General features: G+C 53.6%; 14 protein-coding genes. 10 read left to right on the top strand and 4 right to left on the bottom strand.

From position 1 onward, the window contains the following. Positions 1 to 11 precede the first annotated feature (11 nt). From hflK to WFN87_RS18325, 8 genes are all read left to right on the top strand, one after another. Positions 12 to 1,271 (top strand): FtsH protease activity modulator HflK, encoded by a 1,260-nt coding sequence (gene hflK / locus WFN87_RS18360; RefSeq protein WP_166877258.1) that lies wholly within the window; start codon positions 12 to 14, stop codon positions 1,269 to 1,271. Between the two features lie 2 nt (positions 1,272 to 1,273). Then, on the top strand, positions 1,274 to 2,278 hold the full coding sequence (gene hflC / locus WFN87_RS18355) for a protease modulator HflC (protein ID WP_008453602.1): 1,005 nt from the start codon (positions 1,274 to 1,276) through the stop codon (positions 2,276 to 2,278). 62 nt (positions 2,279 to 2,340) lie between these two features. Continuing rightward, positions 2,341 to 2,538, top strand: a complete 198-nt coding sequence (locus tag WFN87_RS18350) for a DUF2065 domain-containing protein (protein ID WP_008453600.1) — start codon at positions 2,341 to 2,343, stop codon at positions 2,536 to 2,538. Between the two features lie 102 nt (positions 2,539 to 2,640). After that, a complete protein-coding gene (locus tag WFN87_RS18345; protein WP_008453598.1) occupies positions 2,641 to 3,939 on the top strand; it encodes an adenylosuccinate synthase in 1,299 nt (432 codons plus the stop codon). 177 nt (positions 3,940 to 4,116) lie between these two features. Further along, positions 4,117 to 4,542: a nitric oxide-sensing transcriptional repressor NsrR gene (gene nsrR, locus WFN87_RS18340; protein WP_008460383.1), complete on the top strand. Its 426-nt coding sequence runs from the start codon at positions 4,117 to 4,119 to the stop codon at positions 4,540 to 4,542. Positions 4,543 to 4,580: 38 nt separating this feature from the next. Further along, on the top strand, positions 4,581 to 7,028 hold the full coding sequence (gene rnr / locus WFN87_RS18335) for a ribonuclease R (protein WP_008460386.1): 2,448 nt from the start codon (positions 4,581 to 4,583) through the stop codon (positions 7,026 to 7,028). A gap of 179 nt (positions 7,029 to 7,207) precedes the next feature. After that, positions 7,208 to 7,939 (top strand): 23S rRNA (guanosine(2251)-2'-O)-methyltransferase RlmB, encoded by a 732-nt coding sequence (rlmB, locus tag WFN87_RS18330; RefSeq protein WP_008460387.1) that lies wholly within the window; start codon positions 7,208 to 7,210, stop codon positions 7,937 to 7,939. Positions 7,940 to 8,047: 108 nt separating this feature from the next. Next, positions 8,048 to 9,682, top strand: coding sequence for an isovaleryl-CoA dehydrogenase (locus tag WFN87_RS18325; RefSeq protein ID WP_336983520.1), 1,635 nt, complete (start codon positions 8,048 to 8,050; stop codon positions 9,680 to 9,682). A gap of 15 nt (positions 9,683 to 9,697) precedes the next feature. Here the strand turns inward: WFN87_RS18325 and yjfN are convergent, their stop codons facing one another. Both yjfN and bsmA read right to left on the bottom strand, forming a co-directional pair. After that, positions 9,698 to 9,973 carry a DUF1471 family protease activator YjfN gene (yjfN, locus tag WFN87_RS18320; RefSeq protein WP_008460389.1) on the bottom strand — a complete coding sequence of 92 codons (276 nt, stop codon included), beginning with the start codon at positions 9,971 to 9,973 and terminating at the stop codon, positions 9,698 to 9,700. A 157-nt stretch (positions 9,974 to 10,130) separates the two neighbouring features. After that, complete coding sequence (bsmA, locus tag WFN87_RS18315; RefSeq protein ID WP_336983519.1) at positions 10,131 to 10,460, bottom strand: biofilm peroxide resistance protein BsmA; 330 nt, start codon at positions 10,458 to 10,460, stop codon at positions 10,131 to 10,133. Positions 10,461 to 10,626: 166 nt separating this feature from the next. On the opposite strand from bsmA, the gene yjfP reads away from it, so the two are divergent. Next, entirely contained in the window at positions 10,627 to 11,355 is a 729-nt protein-coding gene (gene yjfP, locus WFN87_RS18310) for an esterase (protein WP_008460391.1), read from the top strand. Positions 11,356 to 11,358: 3 nt separating this feature from the next. Here yjfP and ulaR read toward each other — a convergent pair whose 3' ends face one another. Further along, a complete protein-coding gene (ulaR, locus tag WFN87_RS18305; protein WP_008460394.1) occupies positions 11,359 to 12,114 on the bottom strand; it encodes an HTH-type transcriptional regulator UlaR in 756 nt (251 codons plus the stop codon). Between the two features lie 118 nt (positions 12,115 to 12,232). After that, positions 12,233 to 13,297 carry an L-ascorbate 6-phosphate lactonase gene (gene ulaG / locus WFN87_RS18300; RefSeq protein WP_336983518.1) on the bottom strand — a complete coding sequence of 355 codons (1,065 nt, stop codon included), beginning with the start codon at positions 13,295 to 13,297 and terminating at the stop codon, positions 12,233 to 12,235. A 358-nt stretch (positions 13,298 to 13,655) separates the two neighbouring features. On the opposite strand from ulaG, the gene ulaA reads away from it, so the two are divergent. Next, positions 13,656 to 15,056: a PTS ascorbate transporter subunit IIC gene (gene ulaA, locus WFN87_RS18295; RefSeq protein ID WP_008460399.1), complete on the top strand. Its 1,401-nt coding sequence runs from the start codon at positions 13,656 to 13,658 to the stop codon at positions 15,054 to 15,056. Positions 15,057 to 15,064: the final 8 nt, after the last annotated feature.

The raw sequence follows: 15,064 nt of genomic DNA, 5'->3' as shown, positions 1-15,064 counted from the left end.
GGAGCATAAACATGGCGTGGAATCAGCCCGGTAATAACGGACAGGACCGCGACCCGTGGGGAAGCAGCAAGCCTGGCGGCGACTCTGGGGGTAACAAAGGAGGGCGCGATCAGGGGCCACCTGATCTGGATGATATCTTCCGCAAGCTGAGTAAAAAACTCGGCGGCCTTGGCGGCGGGAAAAGCGGTGGCAGCGGCGGTGGTAATGCATCGCAGGGGCCGGGCAATCCTATTGGCGGTCGAGTGATCGGTATTGTGGCTGCAGCCGCGGTCATTATCTGGGCCGCAACCGGGTTCTATACCATTAAAGAAGCCGAACGCGGTGTTGTGACCCGCTTTGGTAAATTCAGCCATCTCGTTGAGCCGGGTCTGAACTGGAAACCGACGTTTATCGACAGCGTCCAGGCAGTGAACGTTGAGTCGGTACGTGAACTTGCGGCGTCCGGTGTGATGCTGACTTCTGACGAAAACGTCGTGCGCGTTGAGATGAACGTGCAGTACCGCGTGACCGATCCACAGCGCTATCTGTTCAGCGTGACCAGTGCTGATGACAGCCTGCGTCAGGCCACCGACAGCGCACTGCGGGGCGTTATCGGTAAATACACTATGGATAAGATCCTCACCGAGGGGCGTACCGTAATTCGTAGCGATACCCAGCGTGAGCTTGAAGAAACCATCAAGCCTTACAACATGGGTATCACGCTGCTGGACGTAAACTTCCAGACGGCACGTCCGCCAGAAGAAGTTAAGGCCGCCTTTGATGATGCGATTGCCGCTCGTGAGAACGAACAGCAGTACATCCGTGAGGCAGAAGCTTACAGCAACGAAGTACAGCCGCGTGCAAACGGCCAGGCTCAGCGTATTCTGGAAGAAGCGCGTGCATATAAAGCACAAACCGTTCTGGAAGCGCAGGGTGAAGTGGCTCGCTTCGCTAAGATGCTGCCTGAATATAAAGCCGCACCGCAGATTACCCGCGAGCGTCTGTATATCGAAACCATGGAAAAAGTCCTTAGCCACACCCGTAAAGTGCTGGTTAACGATAAAGGTGGCAACCTGATGGTGCTGCCGTTGGATCAGATGTTGAAGGGCGGCGCTCAGCAGCCGGCCGCGAAGAGCGATAACAGCGCAGCGAACAATTTGCTGCGTCTGCCGCCAGCGTCCAGCTCAAGCAGCAGTGCCAGTACCTCTTCGTCCTCCTCGAGTGGCGATATCATGGATCAGCGCCGTGCCAACGCACTGCGCAACGATACCCAGCGCGTAGGGAGTGAATAACGATGCGTAAGTCTTTTGTGGCAGTAATTATCATCGTGCTGGTCGTGATCTACACCTCGCTGTTTGTGGTGCATGAGGGCGAGCGCGGCATTACATTACGCTTCGGCAAAGTCCTGCGTGATGATGAAAACAAACCGGTCGTGTATGAGCCAGGTCTGCACTTCAAGATCCCGTTCATTGAAACCGTGAAAACTCTGGATGCGCGTATCCAGACGATGGACAACCAGGCCGATCGCTTTGTAACCAAAGAGAAAAAAGACCTGATCGTTGACTCCTACATCAAGTGGCGCATCAGCGACTTCAGCCGTTACTACCTTGCCACCGGTGGTGGTGATGTTTCTCAGGCAGAAGTCCTGCTGAAGCGTAAGTTCAGTGACCGTCTGCGGTCTGAGATTGGTCGTCTGGATGTGAAAGACATCGTGACCGATTCACGTGGTCGCCTGACGTTGGACGTCCGTGACGCTCTGAACTCCGGTTCTGCGGGCACGGATGATGAAGTCGCAACGCCTGCAGCTGACGATGCCATTGCTTCCGCAGCGGCGCGTATTACTGAAGAGACCAACGGTAAAGTGCCGGTGGTTAACCCGAACAGTATGGCGGCGTTGGGTATTGAAGTTGTGGACGTCCGTATTAAGCAGATTAACCTGCCTGCTGAAGTGTCCGAGGCGATTTACAACCGTATGCGTGCAGAGCGTGAAGCAGTTGCCCGTCGTCACCGTTCACAGGGTCAGGAAGAAGCTGAGAAGCTGCGTGCAACCGCAGACTACGAAGTTACCCGTACGCTGGCAGAAGCCGAGCGTGAAGGGCGTATCTCTCGTGGTGAAGGTGATGCTGAAGCCGCGAAGCTGTTTGCTGATGCGTTTAGCCAGGATCCAGACTTCTACGCCTTTATCCGTAGCCTGCGTGCTTATGAAGCCAGCTTCCAGTCTAATCAGGACATCATGGTACTGAGCCCGGACAGCGACTTCTTCCGTTACATGAAAACGCCAGCCAATAGCTCACGCTAATCGCTGAGTAATGAGAAAGAGCCGGTTTACCGGCTCTTTTTTTATGCCCGTAAAGGATGATTATGAATTCAACAATCTGGCTGGCGCTTGCGCTGGTTTTGGTACTCGAAGGCCTGGGACCGATGCTTTATCCGCGCATTTGGCGGCGAATGATTCTGGCTATGGCGCAATTACCGGACACGCTATTGCGCCGTTTTGGCGGTGGTCTTGTGGTTGCTGGCATTGTTATCTACTACATGTTGAGTCGCGCCAGTAGCTGAGTGAAATTTATCCGGCAGAAACTGATTTTGTATACTAAAAGGGCTGTTCATCTGAGAAACCGATGGTAGAATCCATTTTTAAGCAAACGGTGATTTTGAAAAATGGGTAACAACGTCGTCGTACTGGGCACCCAATGGGGTGACGAAGGTAAAGGAAAGATCGTCGATCTTCTGACTGAACGGGCTAAATATGTTGTGCGCTACCAGGGCGGTCACAACGCAGGTCACACTCTCGTAATCAACGGTGAAAAAACCGTTCTTCATCTTATTCCATCAGGCATTCTTCGCGAAAACGTCACCAGCATCATCGGTAACGGCGTTGTGCTGTCTCCAGCTGCGCTGATGAAAGAGATGAAAGGCCTGGAAGACCGCGGTATTCCAGTACGTGAGCGTCTGCTGCTGTCAGAAGCTTGCCCGCTGATCCTTGACTACCACGTTGCGCTGGACGTTGCGCGTGAAAAAGCTCGCGGCGCGAAAGCTATCGGTACTACCGGTCGCGGCATCGGGCCGGCTTACGAAGACAAAGTGGCCCGTCGTGGCCTGCGCGTTGGCGACCTGTTCGACAAAGCCACCTTTGCAGACAAGCTGAAAGAAGTGATGGAATACCATAACTTCCAGCTGGTGAACTTCTACAAAGTTGAAGCCGTTGACTACCAGAAAGTGCTGGACGATGCGATGGCGGTTGCCGACATTCTGACCAGCATGGTTGTGGATGTCTCTGACCTGCTGGATCAGGCGCGTCAACGCGGCGACTTCATCATGTTCGAAGGTGCTCAGGGTACGCTGCTGGACATCGACCACGGTACCTATCCGTACGTAACCTCCTCTAACACCACCGCAGGTGGCGTTGCGACCGGCTCCGGCATCGGTCCGCGCTATGTGGATTACGTTCTGGGTATTATCAAAGCTTACTCCACTCGCGTGGGTGCTGGTCCGTTCCCAACTGAACTGTTCGATGACATCGGCGAATTCCTGTGCAAACAGGGTAACGAATTCGGGGCTACTACCGGCCGTCGCCGTCGTACCGGCTGGCTGGATGCGGTTGCCGTGCGTCGCGCCGTGCAGATCAACTCCTTGTCCGGCTTCTGCCTGACCAAGCTTGACGTCCTGGACGGCCTGAAAGAAGTGAAAATCTGCGTAGGCTATCGTATGCCTGATGGTCGTGAAGTGACCACCACGCCAATGGCTGCGGATGACTGGGAAGGTATCGAACCGATTTATGAAGTGATGCCTGGCTGGTCTGAAACCACTTTCGGCGTGAAAGAGCGCAGCGGTCTGCCGCAGGCAGCGCTGAACTACATCAAACGCATTGAAGAAGTCACCGGCGTACCTATTGATATTATTTCAACCGGCCCGGACCGTACTGAAACCATGATTCTGCGCGATCCGTTCGACGCATAATGATGTCACGGGGTGTGGTTTCACACCCCGTATCGCTTTCTTCCCGCCGCTTTATTCATCATTCCAATCAAATAAATTAGCTGGCAACCATATGGCTGGTTTATCATCAATATGTACCTGCTTTAAGGTACAACTTGCCTTACGCAAAGCGTTTCCCCTCCCACCCATGAGGTTGATGTGCAGTTAACGAGTTTTACTGATTACGGTTTACGTGCTTTGATTTATATGGCTTCTCTTCCCGAAGGGAGAATGACCAATATCTCTGAAGTCACAGAGGTGTACGGCGTGTCCCGTAATCACATGGTGAAAATCATCAATCAACTCAGCCGCGCGGGCTATGTTATGGCCGTGCGAGGAAAAAATGGCGGCATTCGCCTTGGTAAGCCAGCGGAAACGATCCGCATTGGCGACGTGGTGCGCGAGCTGGAGCCGCTCTCATTGGTGAACTGTAGCAGTGAGTTTTGTCATATCACCCCCGCCTGCCGACTCAAACAGGCTTTGGCTGAGGCGGTGCAGAGTTTCCTTCAGGAACTGGACAAGCACACGCTGGCCGACCTGGTGGACCAAAACCAACCGCTCTACAAATTACTGCTGGTGGAATAATCACGATTCCATCTGCGGATGACAACGGAGGACCCGAAATGTCAAAAGATCCTTTCCAGGAACGAGAAGCCGAAAAATACGAAAACCCGATCCCAAGCCGGGAGTTTATTCTCGACCATCTCTCAAAACGTGAAAAACCGGCCAGCCGCGAAGAGCTGGCGGAAGAACTAAAAATCTCCGGTGAAGAACAGCTTGAAGCTTTGCGCCGCCGTCTCCGTGCGATGGAGCGTGATGGCCAACTGGTTTTCACCCGCCGCCAGTGTTACGCGCTGCCGGAACGCCTGGATCTGCTGAAAGGTAAAGTGATCGGCCACCGCGACGGATTCGGTTTCCTGCGCGTTGAAGGAAGTAAAGACGATCTCTATCTTTCATCCGAGCAGATGAAAATGTGCATGCATGGCGATCTGGTGCTGGCGCAGCCGCTCGGCGCGGACCGTAAAGGCCGCCGCGAAGCGCGTATTGTGCGCGTGCTGGAGCCAAGAACCGGGCTGATTGTTGGCCGCTACTTTACCGACGCAGGCGTAGGTTTTGTGGTGCCGGACGACAGCCGCCTGAGCTTCGATATTCTGATCCCGCCGGAAGCGCTGATGGGTGCCCGTATGGGCTTTGTGGTGGTGGTCGAGCTGACCCAGCGTCCGACCCGTCGTACCAAAGCGATCGGTAAGATTGTTGAAGTGCTTGGCGACAACATGGATACCGGCATGGCCGTTGATATGGCGCTGCGTACCCATGAAATTCCGCACGTCTGGCCGAAAGAAGTTGAAGCTCAGGTTGCAAAACTGAAAGAAGAAGTGCCGGAAGAAGCTAAAATCGGCCGTGTTGATCTGCGCGATCTACCGCTGGTGACCATCGACGGCGAAGACGCGCGTGACTTTGACGATGCCGTATTCTGCGAGAAAAAACGCGGCGGTGGCTGGCGCCTGTGGGTTGCGATTGCCGACGTAAGTTACTACGTTCGTCCCCCTACGGCGCTGGATAACGAAGCCCGCAATCGCGGGACGTCAGTTTACTTCCCGTCGCAGGTAGTACCGATGCTGCCGGAAGTGCTTTCAAACGGCCTGTGTTCCCTCAACCCGCAGGTTGACCGCCTGTGTATGGTCTGCGAGATGACCATCTCCGCGGCAGGGCGCCTGACGGGCTATAAATTCTATGAAGCGGTGATGAGCTCCCATGCGCGCCTGACCTACACCAAGGTCTGGCATATGCTGCAGGGCGATCAGGAACTGCGCGAGCAATATGCGCCGCTGGTTAAACACATCGAAGAGCTGCATAACCTCTACAAAGTGCTGGAAGTTTCTCGTGCTCAACGCGGCGGTATCTCGTTTGAAAGCGAAGAAGCGAAGTTTATCTTCAACGCCGAGCGCCGCATTGAGCGCGTCGAGCAGACCGTGCGTAACGATGCACACAAACTGATCGAAGAGTGCATGATCCTCGCTAACATCTCGGCGGCGCGTTTTGTCGAGAAGAATAACGAGCCAGCGCTCTTCCGCGATCACGATCGCCCAAGCAACGATGCGATCACCGCGTTCCGTTCGGTGCTGGCTGAGCTGGGCCTTGAGTTGCCAGGCGGGCAAAAACCAGAACCGCGTGATTACGCCGATCTGCTGGAATCTATCGCCGATCGCCCTGACCACGAAATGCTTCAAACCATGCTGCTGCGCTCGATGAAACAGGCGATTTACGATCCGGAAAACCGGGGGCACTTTGGTCTGGCGCTGCAGTCCTACGCGCACTTTACTTCGCCAATTCGTCGCTACCCGGACTTGTCCCTGCACCGCGCCATTAAATACTTACTGGCAAAAGAGCAGGGGCATACCGGGAACAGCACCGAATCCGGCGGCTGGCACTACAGCATGGAAGAGATGCTGCAGTTGGGTCAGCACTGCTCGATGACCGAACGCCGCGCTGACGAAGCGACTCGCGACGTAGCGGACTGGTTGAAGTGCGACTTTATGCAGGATCAGGTCGGCCAGGTATTCAACGGCATTATTGCCAGCGTAACAGGCTTCGGTTTCTTCGTGCGTCTGGACGATTTGTTTATCGACGGCCTGGTTCACGTCTCGACGTTGGACAACGACTACTACCGCTTTGACCAGATTGGTCAGCGCCTGATTGGCGAATCCGGCGGGCAGACTTATCGTCTGGGCGACCGCGTTGAGGTTCGGGTGGAAGCTGTACACATGGACGAACGTAAAATCGACTTCGCGTTGATCTCAAGCTCGCGTGCGCCGCGTGGCGAAGGTAAAACGGCAAAAGACAAAGCGAAGCGAGGCGGAAAGGGTGGTGCACCATCTAAGCGCCGTCAGGCAGGCAAGCGCGTAAACTTCGAGCCGGACAATGCTTTCCGTAAAGAGAAAGACGGAGCGAAAGCAAAGAAAGAGAAGGCTGGAAAGAAACCGAAGAAAGCCAAAGCGCCGTCTGACAAAACCCGTAAAATAGCCGCAGCAACGAAGGCGAAGCGCGCCGCGAAGAAGCAGGCGAGCTGATATTACCCTCACTCTGACCTATTCCCTCCCGGAAAGGGAGAGGGGGCAAACAGAACGATAATGTATGCTTTTATCGTTTTCCCCCTCGCCCCTTTGGGGAGAGGGCCGGGGTGAGGGGAAAAATCCCGATTATGAACAAACCAACACGGGCGAACCCTCGTCCGCAATGAGTGATATCGATGAGTGAAATTATTTACGGCATTCACGCCGTCCAGGCCCTGCTTGAACGTGCTCCGCAGCGTTTTCAGGAAGTCTTTATCCTGAAAGGTCGCGAAGACAAGCGCCTGCTGCCGCTGATCCACGCTATTGAAGCACAAGGGATCCCGGTGCAGGTGGCAAATCGCCAGTGGCTCGACGAGAAAGCCGAAGGCGCGGTACACCAGGGTATCATCGCCCGAGTGAAGCCGGGCCGCCAGTATCAGGAAAACGATTTGCCTGACCTGATCGCCGAACACGAACGTCCGTTCCTGCTGATCCTGGACGGTGTAACAGATCCGCATAACCTTGGTGCCTGCCTGCGTAGCGCAGACGCGGCGGGTGTGCATGCCGTTATCGTCCCGAAGGATCGTTCCGCGCAGCTGAATGCGACGGCAAAAAAAGTTGCCTGTGGCGCAGCGGAGAATGTGCCGCTGATCCGCGTCACCAACCTGGCCCGCACCATGCGTCTGCTGCAGGAAGAGAACGTCTGGATCGTCGGCACCGCCGGTGAAGCAGACCATACTCTGTTCCAGAGCAAATTCACTGGCCCGATGGCGCTGGTTATGGGCGCAGAAGGTGAAGGCATGCGTCGTCTGACCCGCGAGCACTGCGATGAGTTGGTCAGCATTCCAATGGCCGGGACCGTTTCTTCTCTGAACGTGTCCGTTGCCACCGGCGTTTGCCTGTTCGAAATCGTGCGTCAGCGCGGTTAAGCCACATCATCTGAATGGGGTGGAAACACCCCGTTTGTGATCCCCCTCCGCGCAGAACCCGCATCTCCGTCCATACTTACTGGCATTGCCACAGATGGAGGGAACAGCATGCGCTGGCAAACTCACACCGTTTTTAATCAACCCAAACCCCTCAGCAACAGCAATCTTTTTCTTTCAGACATCCCGTTGCGAGAAGCTGTCGTCCGTGAAGGGGCTGGCTGGGATGTTGAACTGCTGGCCAGCATCGGCCAACAGCTGGGATCTGCAGAATCTCTGGAGCTCGGCCGCCTGGCAAACATCAATCCGCCGGAGCTGCTGCGGTTTGACGCCAGCGGAGAGCGCCTGGACGATGTTCGTTTTCACCCCGCCTGGCATTTGCTGATGCAAGGCCTGTTTGCTAATCGGGTTCACAACCTGACCTGGCAAGAAGATGCTCGTCAGGGCGCTTTTGTTGCCCGTGCGGCTCGGTTTATCCAGCATGCTCAGGTTGAAGCGGGCACGCTTTGCCCGATTACGATGACGTTTGGAGCAACGCCACTGCTGCTACAGCACTTACCCAAAGTATTTGAAGGCTGGCGCAAGCCCTTGCTGAGCGATCGCTATGATGCACATTTGCTGTCGGGTGAACAAAAACGTGGTTTGCTGATCGGTATGGGAATGACTGAAAAGCAGGGGGGATCTGACGTGCTGAGTAACACGACTCGCGCGGAACCGCTGGCTGGCCGAGGGGCCGGTGAGGCTTACCGGCTGGTGGGGCATAAATGGTTTTTCTCCGTGCCGCAAAGCGATGCGCATCTGGTGCTTGCTCAGGCTAAGGACGGACTGTCGTGCTTCTTCTTACCGCGTATTCTGCCGGACGGCCAGCGCAATGCCGTTCGTCTTGAACGGCTCAAGGACAAGCTGGGCAACCGTTCAAACGCCAGCAGTGAAGTCGAGTTCTGTGATGCCACGGCCTGGCTTATTGGTGAGGAAGGCGAAGGCATTCGTCATATTTTGAAGATGGGCGGATTTACCCGCTTTGACTGTGCGCTGGGGAGTCACGGTCTGATGCGGCGAGCACTCTCCGTGGCCTTGTGCCACGCCCTTCAGCGGCAGGCCTTTGGCAAAACGCTTATCGAACAGCCGATGATGCGTCAGCTACTGGGAAAAATGGCGCTGCGGCTTGAAGGCCAGACGGCTTTTCTTTTCCGTCTGGCGCGAGCGTGGGAGTCGCCGGACAATGCTCTACAGCTGGCCTACAGCCGTTTGTTTACCCCGGCCGCGAAATTCAGCATCTGTAAAGCAGGGATCCCTTTTGTGGCAGAAACGATGGAGGTGCTGGGTGGCGTGGGCTACTGCGAAGAGAGCGAGTTGCCTCGGTTATATCGTGAAATGCCTGTAAACAGCATCTGGGAAGGATCGGGCAATATTATGAGCCTTGATGTGCTGCGCGTGTTCGCCAAACAGCCTGCGGCAATGGAGATGCTGTGCAGCGAATTTGATGAGGTTAAAGGGCAAAACCGGCATTTCGATCGCAACTGGCGGCAGTTGCAGCAGCGTTTGCGGAAGCCTCAGGAGGAGAGAGGCAGAGAAATTACTCAGCAGCTGGCTAATCTCGCCTGTGGGGCACAATTACTTAAATCACTTTCACCCCCGGCAGCGGAAGCCTGGTGCCGTATGATGCTGGATGAACGGGGAGAATCGCTTTTGCCCGAGCAGGTCATCAATGACGTGCTGCTGCGGGCAACGGGAGGCGTGGCTTAATAAAATCGCGGGCCTTTACGCGTAGAGAATGGCCTGCGCTCGCCAGCTATCGGCCAGAGAGTTTTCCTGCATCTGAATAATGCGGTACCAGGAAGCGCCTTGCTCGTCAGCTTTCAGCGCGATCATACGTTCGACGTCCTGAGGGCTGCCGGCAATGTTATTGACCGAAATTAATCCGATTTCATTGAGGCCCGTTACGCAGTCCGCGCTGGCAAACTCGGCGGACTGCGCCAGAGTCGGAATGAGGCCAACAGATAACAGCAGTGTCGTTAAGGCAAGGGATCGTTTCATTGTCAGTTCCTTATCATTTTACCCCGAAGTGACAGGGCAATCCTTCGCTTACTCAAAGCTGACCCCGCTTCCTGAGGGCGAGGTCCATTGTGCATAAGAAACGATCAAGCGGCGAAAAGCTGTGTAAATATCAATAAATAACGGCTATCGGCCTCGGCTATTTTCGATACAAAATAGCCTGTGAATACCACTGGCCTGGGATAACCGTCTCATCATTCATAATGATGAGATAATAATCGGCTTTTGCTGCTGCGGCTTTCTTCTTAATAATGGCTTCTGAGTCCATCGGAGAGCCACGTACCACGGCGGTCACGGTGCCTATTTTTGTTAATTCCGCAGTCTGAGTGCGCTGTACTTCCTGCGGATAATTCGTCGGCGACCGTGCTGGTTGCGGTGTACCCTGAAGCACGCTGCAGGCGCTGAGTAAGGCTGCCAAAAATAGTACGGATAGCCGTGGCATGATGGTTTCTCGTTTCTTGACGATCATAGTGTAGTTCCGGGTTTGGCCGTGCAAAGGGGGAATGTTCCCGATTTGTTATCTCAGGCGCGCTTTTGGCTGACTTTCGAATGAAAATCGCTAGCTAGATCTCATCGTTACAATAATCCCTAATCTGCGTTACTTTCCCTGATATTTCGCCGGAGGAGAAGAGAAGATGATCGAAATTTATAATGAGCGGTTTGCCGATGTTGAAGTGCTGCACGCGGTCCCTGCCAGAATGAAGCAGTCCCCGCTGCCGACGGTTATTTTCTATCACGGGTTTACCTCTTCAAAACTGGTCTATAGCTATTTCGCTGTGGCGCTGGCGCAGCGGGGATTTCGTGTTGTCATGCCTGATGCGCTCGATCATGGCGCTCGATACAGCGGTGACGCTCACGCTCGCCTGCAGAAGTTCTGGCCGATTTTAAAAAACAGTATTGATGAATTCCCGGCTCTCTATCAGGCATTAATCAACTCCGGCGGTGTTGCTGAGGGGAGACTTGCCGTGGGAGGGGCTTCTATGGGGGGCATGACGGCGCTGGGGATTATGGCGCGGCAGCCTGAAGTCCGCTGCGTTGCCTGCCTGATGGGATCTGGCTATTTTACGACGCTCGCCCAGACGCTGTTTCCACCTTCGGTGGAGGTACGTGACAAGATTATCGTCAGCCTGAAGGATTACGATGTTGGCGAGCAGCTTGAAGCGCTAAGCAACAGGCCGTTACTGCTCTGGCACGGTGAAGAAGATGATGTTGTGCCCGCCGTCGAAACGTTCAGGTTGCAGCAGGCGCTGGGGGCGAACAAGCTGGATAAAAACCTGACTTGCGTATGGGAAGCGGGCGTCAAACATCGCATTACGCCCGAAGCGTTAGACGCCACAAGCCAGTTTTTTGTCCGGTACCTGTAAGCACTAAACCAGGATGACTTTGATGCCACGTTCCTGAAGTTTTAGCACGACTTCAGGATCGGCCTGCTTGCCGGTAATGACCAGATCTATTTGATCTGTGCGGCTGAACAGCATTCCAGCCCGTTGCCCGACTTTGCTGCTGTCAACCAACACCACCAGTTTGCCCACCACTCCCAGCATCTTCTGCTCTGCCATTGCGGTTAGCATATCGGTTTTATACAAACCTTCGGCGGTCAGTCCCTTGCCACTGGTAAACATCCAGTGTCCGGCATACAGCGACGTTTCATTCTCCTGTGGCCCGAGGGTGATAGAGTGGCTTTTATTGTACTGCCCCCCCATGATAACCACGCTGTCATGCTCCTGTTCGATAAGATAATTTGCCAGCGGTAAGTAGTTGGTAATGATTTGTACCGGTTTACTACAAATCTGTTGGCCGAGCAGAAAGGCTGTGGAGCCGCAGTTGATAACAATGCTTTCACCTGGGCTGACCAACTGAGAAGCCGCGCGGGCAATCCGTACTTTTTCATCATGGTTTTGAGCCTGATGAATGTTCATCGGCGACCAGCGCGGACGCTGCTCACTAACGGCTTCCGCACCGTTGCGGACTTTTTTCAGTTTGCCGCTCTCGTCGAGTTTATTGATATCACGCCGAGCCGTTGCGGGAGAGATTTTCAGCCGGGATATCACTTGCTCCACGGTGACAAACCCCGTTTGTGCAAGCAAATCCAGTAAAATTTGATGTCTTTGCGCTTCCGTCATGAGCAAATCCGATTAAAAGTGATAAGCAAAGATAATATTTAAAATCAGATGAAAATACTAATGTGGACGGAAAGAAATTCCGACGAGCGGCTTGTATTGACCGCTCGCCGGAGACATCTTACAGGAAGGACTTAAAGGGCAGATCGGGTTCCAGGGTGAAGCAGTCATCGAACCCACGTGGATAGTGGTATTCGTAGTTGTCTTTGTCCAACGGCCAGGTGAATTTCCCCCCAACCTGCCAGATAAAGGGCTTAAAGTGATATTTCAGCCGATCTTTCTTCATTTCCCACAGCATGCGGATTTCCTGTGGGTCGGCCTGGAAATTTGACCAGATATCGTGATGGAACGGGATGACCACTTTGGCGTTCAGTGATTCGGCCATACGCAGGATATCCGCGCTGGTCATTTTGTCGGTAATACCGCGTGGGTTCTCGCCATAGGAGCCCAGAGCCACATCGATTTGGTGCTCGTTACCGTGTTTTGCGTAGTAGTTAGAGTAGTGAGAATCACCGCTGTGGTACAGCGTGCCACCCGGCGTTTTGAATAAGTAGTTCACTGCGCGCTGGTCCATCCCGTCCGGCAGCACCCCCGCAGCTTTTTGATCGACCGGTAACGTGATCAGCGCGGTACGGTCAAACGCATCGAGCGCATGGATTTCAATATCTTTTATTTTTATAACGTCGCCGGGTTTTACCACGATGCAGCGTTCTTTCGGTACACCCCAGCCAATCCACAGATTAACGCAGGTTTGTGGGCCAATGAACGGTACGTCATCAGCACAGTTCTGCATGACTGCGGCGGCAACGTTCACATCAATGTGATCATTATGATCGTGCGTGGACAGTACGGCATCTATCTGGCGAATGGCGAATGGATCCAGAACAAACGGTGTAGTACGTAGGTTGGGTTGGAGTTTCTTCACGCCCGCCATGCGTTGCATTTGATGGCCTGTTTTCATCAGCGGGTTGCCGTGACTTTGCTTACCTGTTCCGCACCAGAAATCGGTGCAAATATTGGCCCCGCCTTCTGATTTCAGCCAGATGCCTGTACAGCCCAGCCACCACATGGCAAAGGTGCCCGGCGCAACCTGCTCTTGTTCAATTTCTTCATTCAGCCAGCTCCCCCATTCCGGAAAGGTACTCAGAACCCATGATTCACGGGTGACCGTGTTCACTTTATTCATCGTTTTCACTCCTTTTTAATTCAAAATAAATCATATTTTGATTTCGTTTGATTTAAAGTGGCACTATTTGATTCAACTTGCAATAGCCTGATAGCGGTATTTCGACTTGAAAACGGCAGCGTAAATCTATCTTTATGTTGGTTTGATATCGACGATCTGTGGTTATTTCATTGAATTTAATGATTTATTTTCTTTGATTTGAACGGCGGTGATAATCCATTCTCATCCTATGGAAATAATTTGCGTGATGCATCACAAATAATCAAATTTGATCTTTTTGTGATCATTTGTGATTGCTAGAGTGATGGCACCCACCACGAAGGGATTGCCCCTCGCGTTCTTATTTCTGGAGAGAGTTATGGAGATCCTCTACAACGTCTTTACCGTGTTCTTTAATCAGGTCATGACTAACGCCCCGCTGTTGCTGGGTATCGTGACGTGTCTGGGCTACATCCTTCTACGCAAAAGCGTCAGCGTCATCATTAAAGGCACCATCAAAACCATTATTGGTTTCATGTTGCTGCAGGCGGGTTCCGGCATTCTGACGAGCACTTTTAAGCCCGTGGTGGCAAAAATGTCGGAAGTGTATGGTATCAATGGCGCGATCTCTGACACCTATGCGTCAATGATGGCAACTATTGAGCGTATGGGTGATGCCTACAGTTGGGTGGGATATGCCGTACTACTCGCGCTGGCGCTGAACATCATTTACGTTCTGCTTCGCAGGATCACAGGCATTCGCACCATCATGTTGACCGGCCACATCATGTTCCAGCAGGCGGGGTTGATTGCCGTTGCTTTCTATATCTTCGGCTACCCAATGTTGACGACGATTATCTGTACTGCAGTGCTGGTGTCGCTCTACTGGGGCATTACCGCCAATATGATGTTTAAGCCGACGCAGGAAGTGACTGACGGCTGCGGTTTCTCTATTGGCCATCAACAGCAGTTTGCCTCCTGGGTGGCTTATAAAGTCGCGCCGTATCTTGGTAAAAAAGAGGAGAGCGTTGAAGACCTCAAGCTACCGGGCTGGCTTAATATTTTCCATGACAACATCGTCTCTACGGCGATTGTGATGACCCTCTTCTTCGGTGCCATTTTGCTCTCCTTTGGTATCGACGTTGTCCAGGCGATGGCGGGCAGCACCCACTGGACGGTCTATATCCTGCAAACCGGTTTCTCGTTCGCCGTGGCTATTTTCATCATCACTCAGGGCGTGCGTATGTTCGTCGCCGAGCTGTCCGAAGCGTTCAACGGTATTTCCCAGCGTTTGATTCCTGGCGCAGTGCTGGCGATTGATTGTGCCGCTATCTATAGCTTTGCGCCAAACGCCGTAGTTTGGGGCTTTTTGTGGGGCACCATCGGCCAGTTGATCGCCGTCGGTATTCTGGTGGGCCTCGGTTCTTCCATTCTGATTATTCCGGGCTTTATCCCAATGTTCTTCTCGAACGCCACCATCGGCGTCTTTGCTAATCACTTTGGCGGTTGGCGTGCTGCGCTGAAGATTTGTCTGGTGATGGGGATGATTGAAATCTTTGGCTGTGTCTGGGCGGTAAAACTCACCGGCATGAGCGCCTGGATGGGGATGGCCGACTGGTCAATTCTGGCACCACCGATGATGCAGGGCTTCGCCTCTGTCGGACTGGTCTTTATGGCCGTCATCATTCTGATTGCTCTGGCCTATATGTTCTTCGCTGGCCGTTGTTTGCGAGCGGAGGAAGATGCGGAAAAACAAACAGCAGAAGTTTCTGCTCGCTAAGGAGTCTC

This window comes from Cedecea sp. AS113 (assembly GCF_037152415.1).
Lineage (GTDB): Bacteria > Pseudomonadota > Gammaproteobacteria > Enterobacterales > Enterobacteriaceae > Cedecea.
This window is presented reverse-complemented; position numbering and strand designations above follow the sequence as displayed.

Coding starts and splice junctions, on each gene's coding strand:
- hflK (WP_166877258.1), top strand. CDS start 12: ATGGCGTGGAATCAGCCCGGTAATAACGGACAGGACCGCGACCCGTGG.
- yjfP (WP_008460391.1), top strand. CDS start 10,627: ATGATCGAAATTTATAATGAGCGGTTTGCCGATGTTGAAGTGCTGCAC.
- ulaR (WP_008460394.1), bottom strand. CDS start 12,114: ATGACGGAAGCGCAAAGACATCAAATTTTACTGGATTTGCTTGCACAA.
- rnr (WP_008460386.1), top strand. CDS start 4,581: ATGTCAAAAGATCCTTTCCAGGAACGAGAAGCCGAAAAATACGAAAAC.
- WFN87_RS18350 (WP_008453600.1), top strand. CDS start 2,341: ATGAATTCAACAATCTGGCTGGCGCTTGCGCTGGTTTTGGTACTCGAA.
- bsmA (WP_336983519.1), bottom strand. CDS start 10,460: ATGATCGTCAAGAAACGAGAAACCATCATGCCACGGCTATCCGTACTA.
- ulaA (WP_008460399.1), top strand. CDS start 13,656: ATGGAGATCCTCTACAACGTCTTTACCGTGTTCTTTAATCAGGTCATG.
- WFN87_RS18345 (WP_008453598.1), top strand. CDS start 2,641: ATGGGTAACAACGTCGTCGTACTGGGCACCCAATGGGGTGACGAAGGT.
- hflC (WP_008453602.1), top strand. CDS start 1,274: ATGCGTAAGTCTTTTGTGGCAGTAATTATCATCGTGCTGGTCGTGATC.
- WFN87_RS18325 (WP_336983520.1), top strand. CDS start 8,048: ATGCGCTGGCAAACTCACACCGTTTTTAATCAACCCAAACCCCTCAGC.
- yjfN (WP_008460389.1), bottom strand. CDS start 9,973: ATGAAACGATCCCTTGCCTTAACGACACTGCTGTTATCTGTTGGCCTC.
- ulaG (WP_336983518.1), bottom strand. CDS start 13,297: ATGAATAAAGTGAACACGGTCACCCGTGAATCATGGGTTCTGAGTACC.
- rlmB (WP_008460387.1), top strand. CDS start 7,208: ATGAGTGAAATTATTTACGGCATTCACGCCGTCCAGGCCCTGCTTGAA.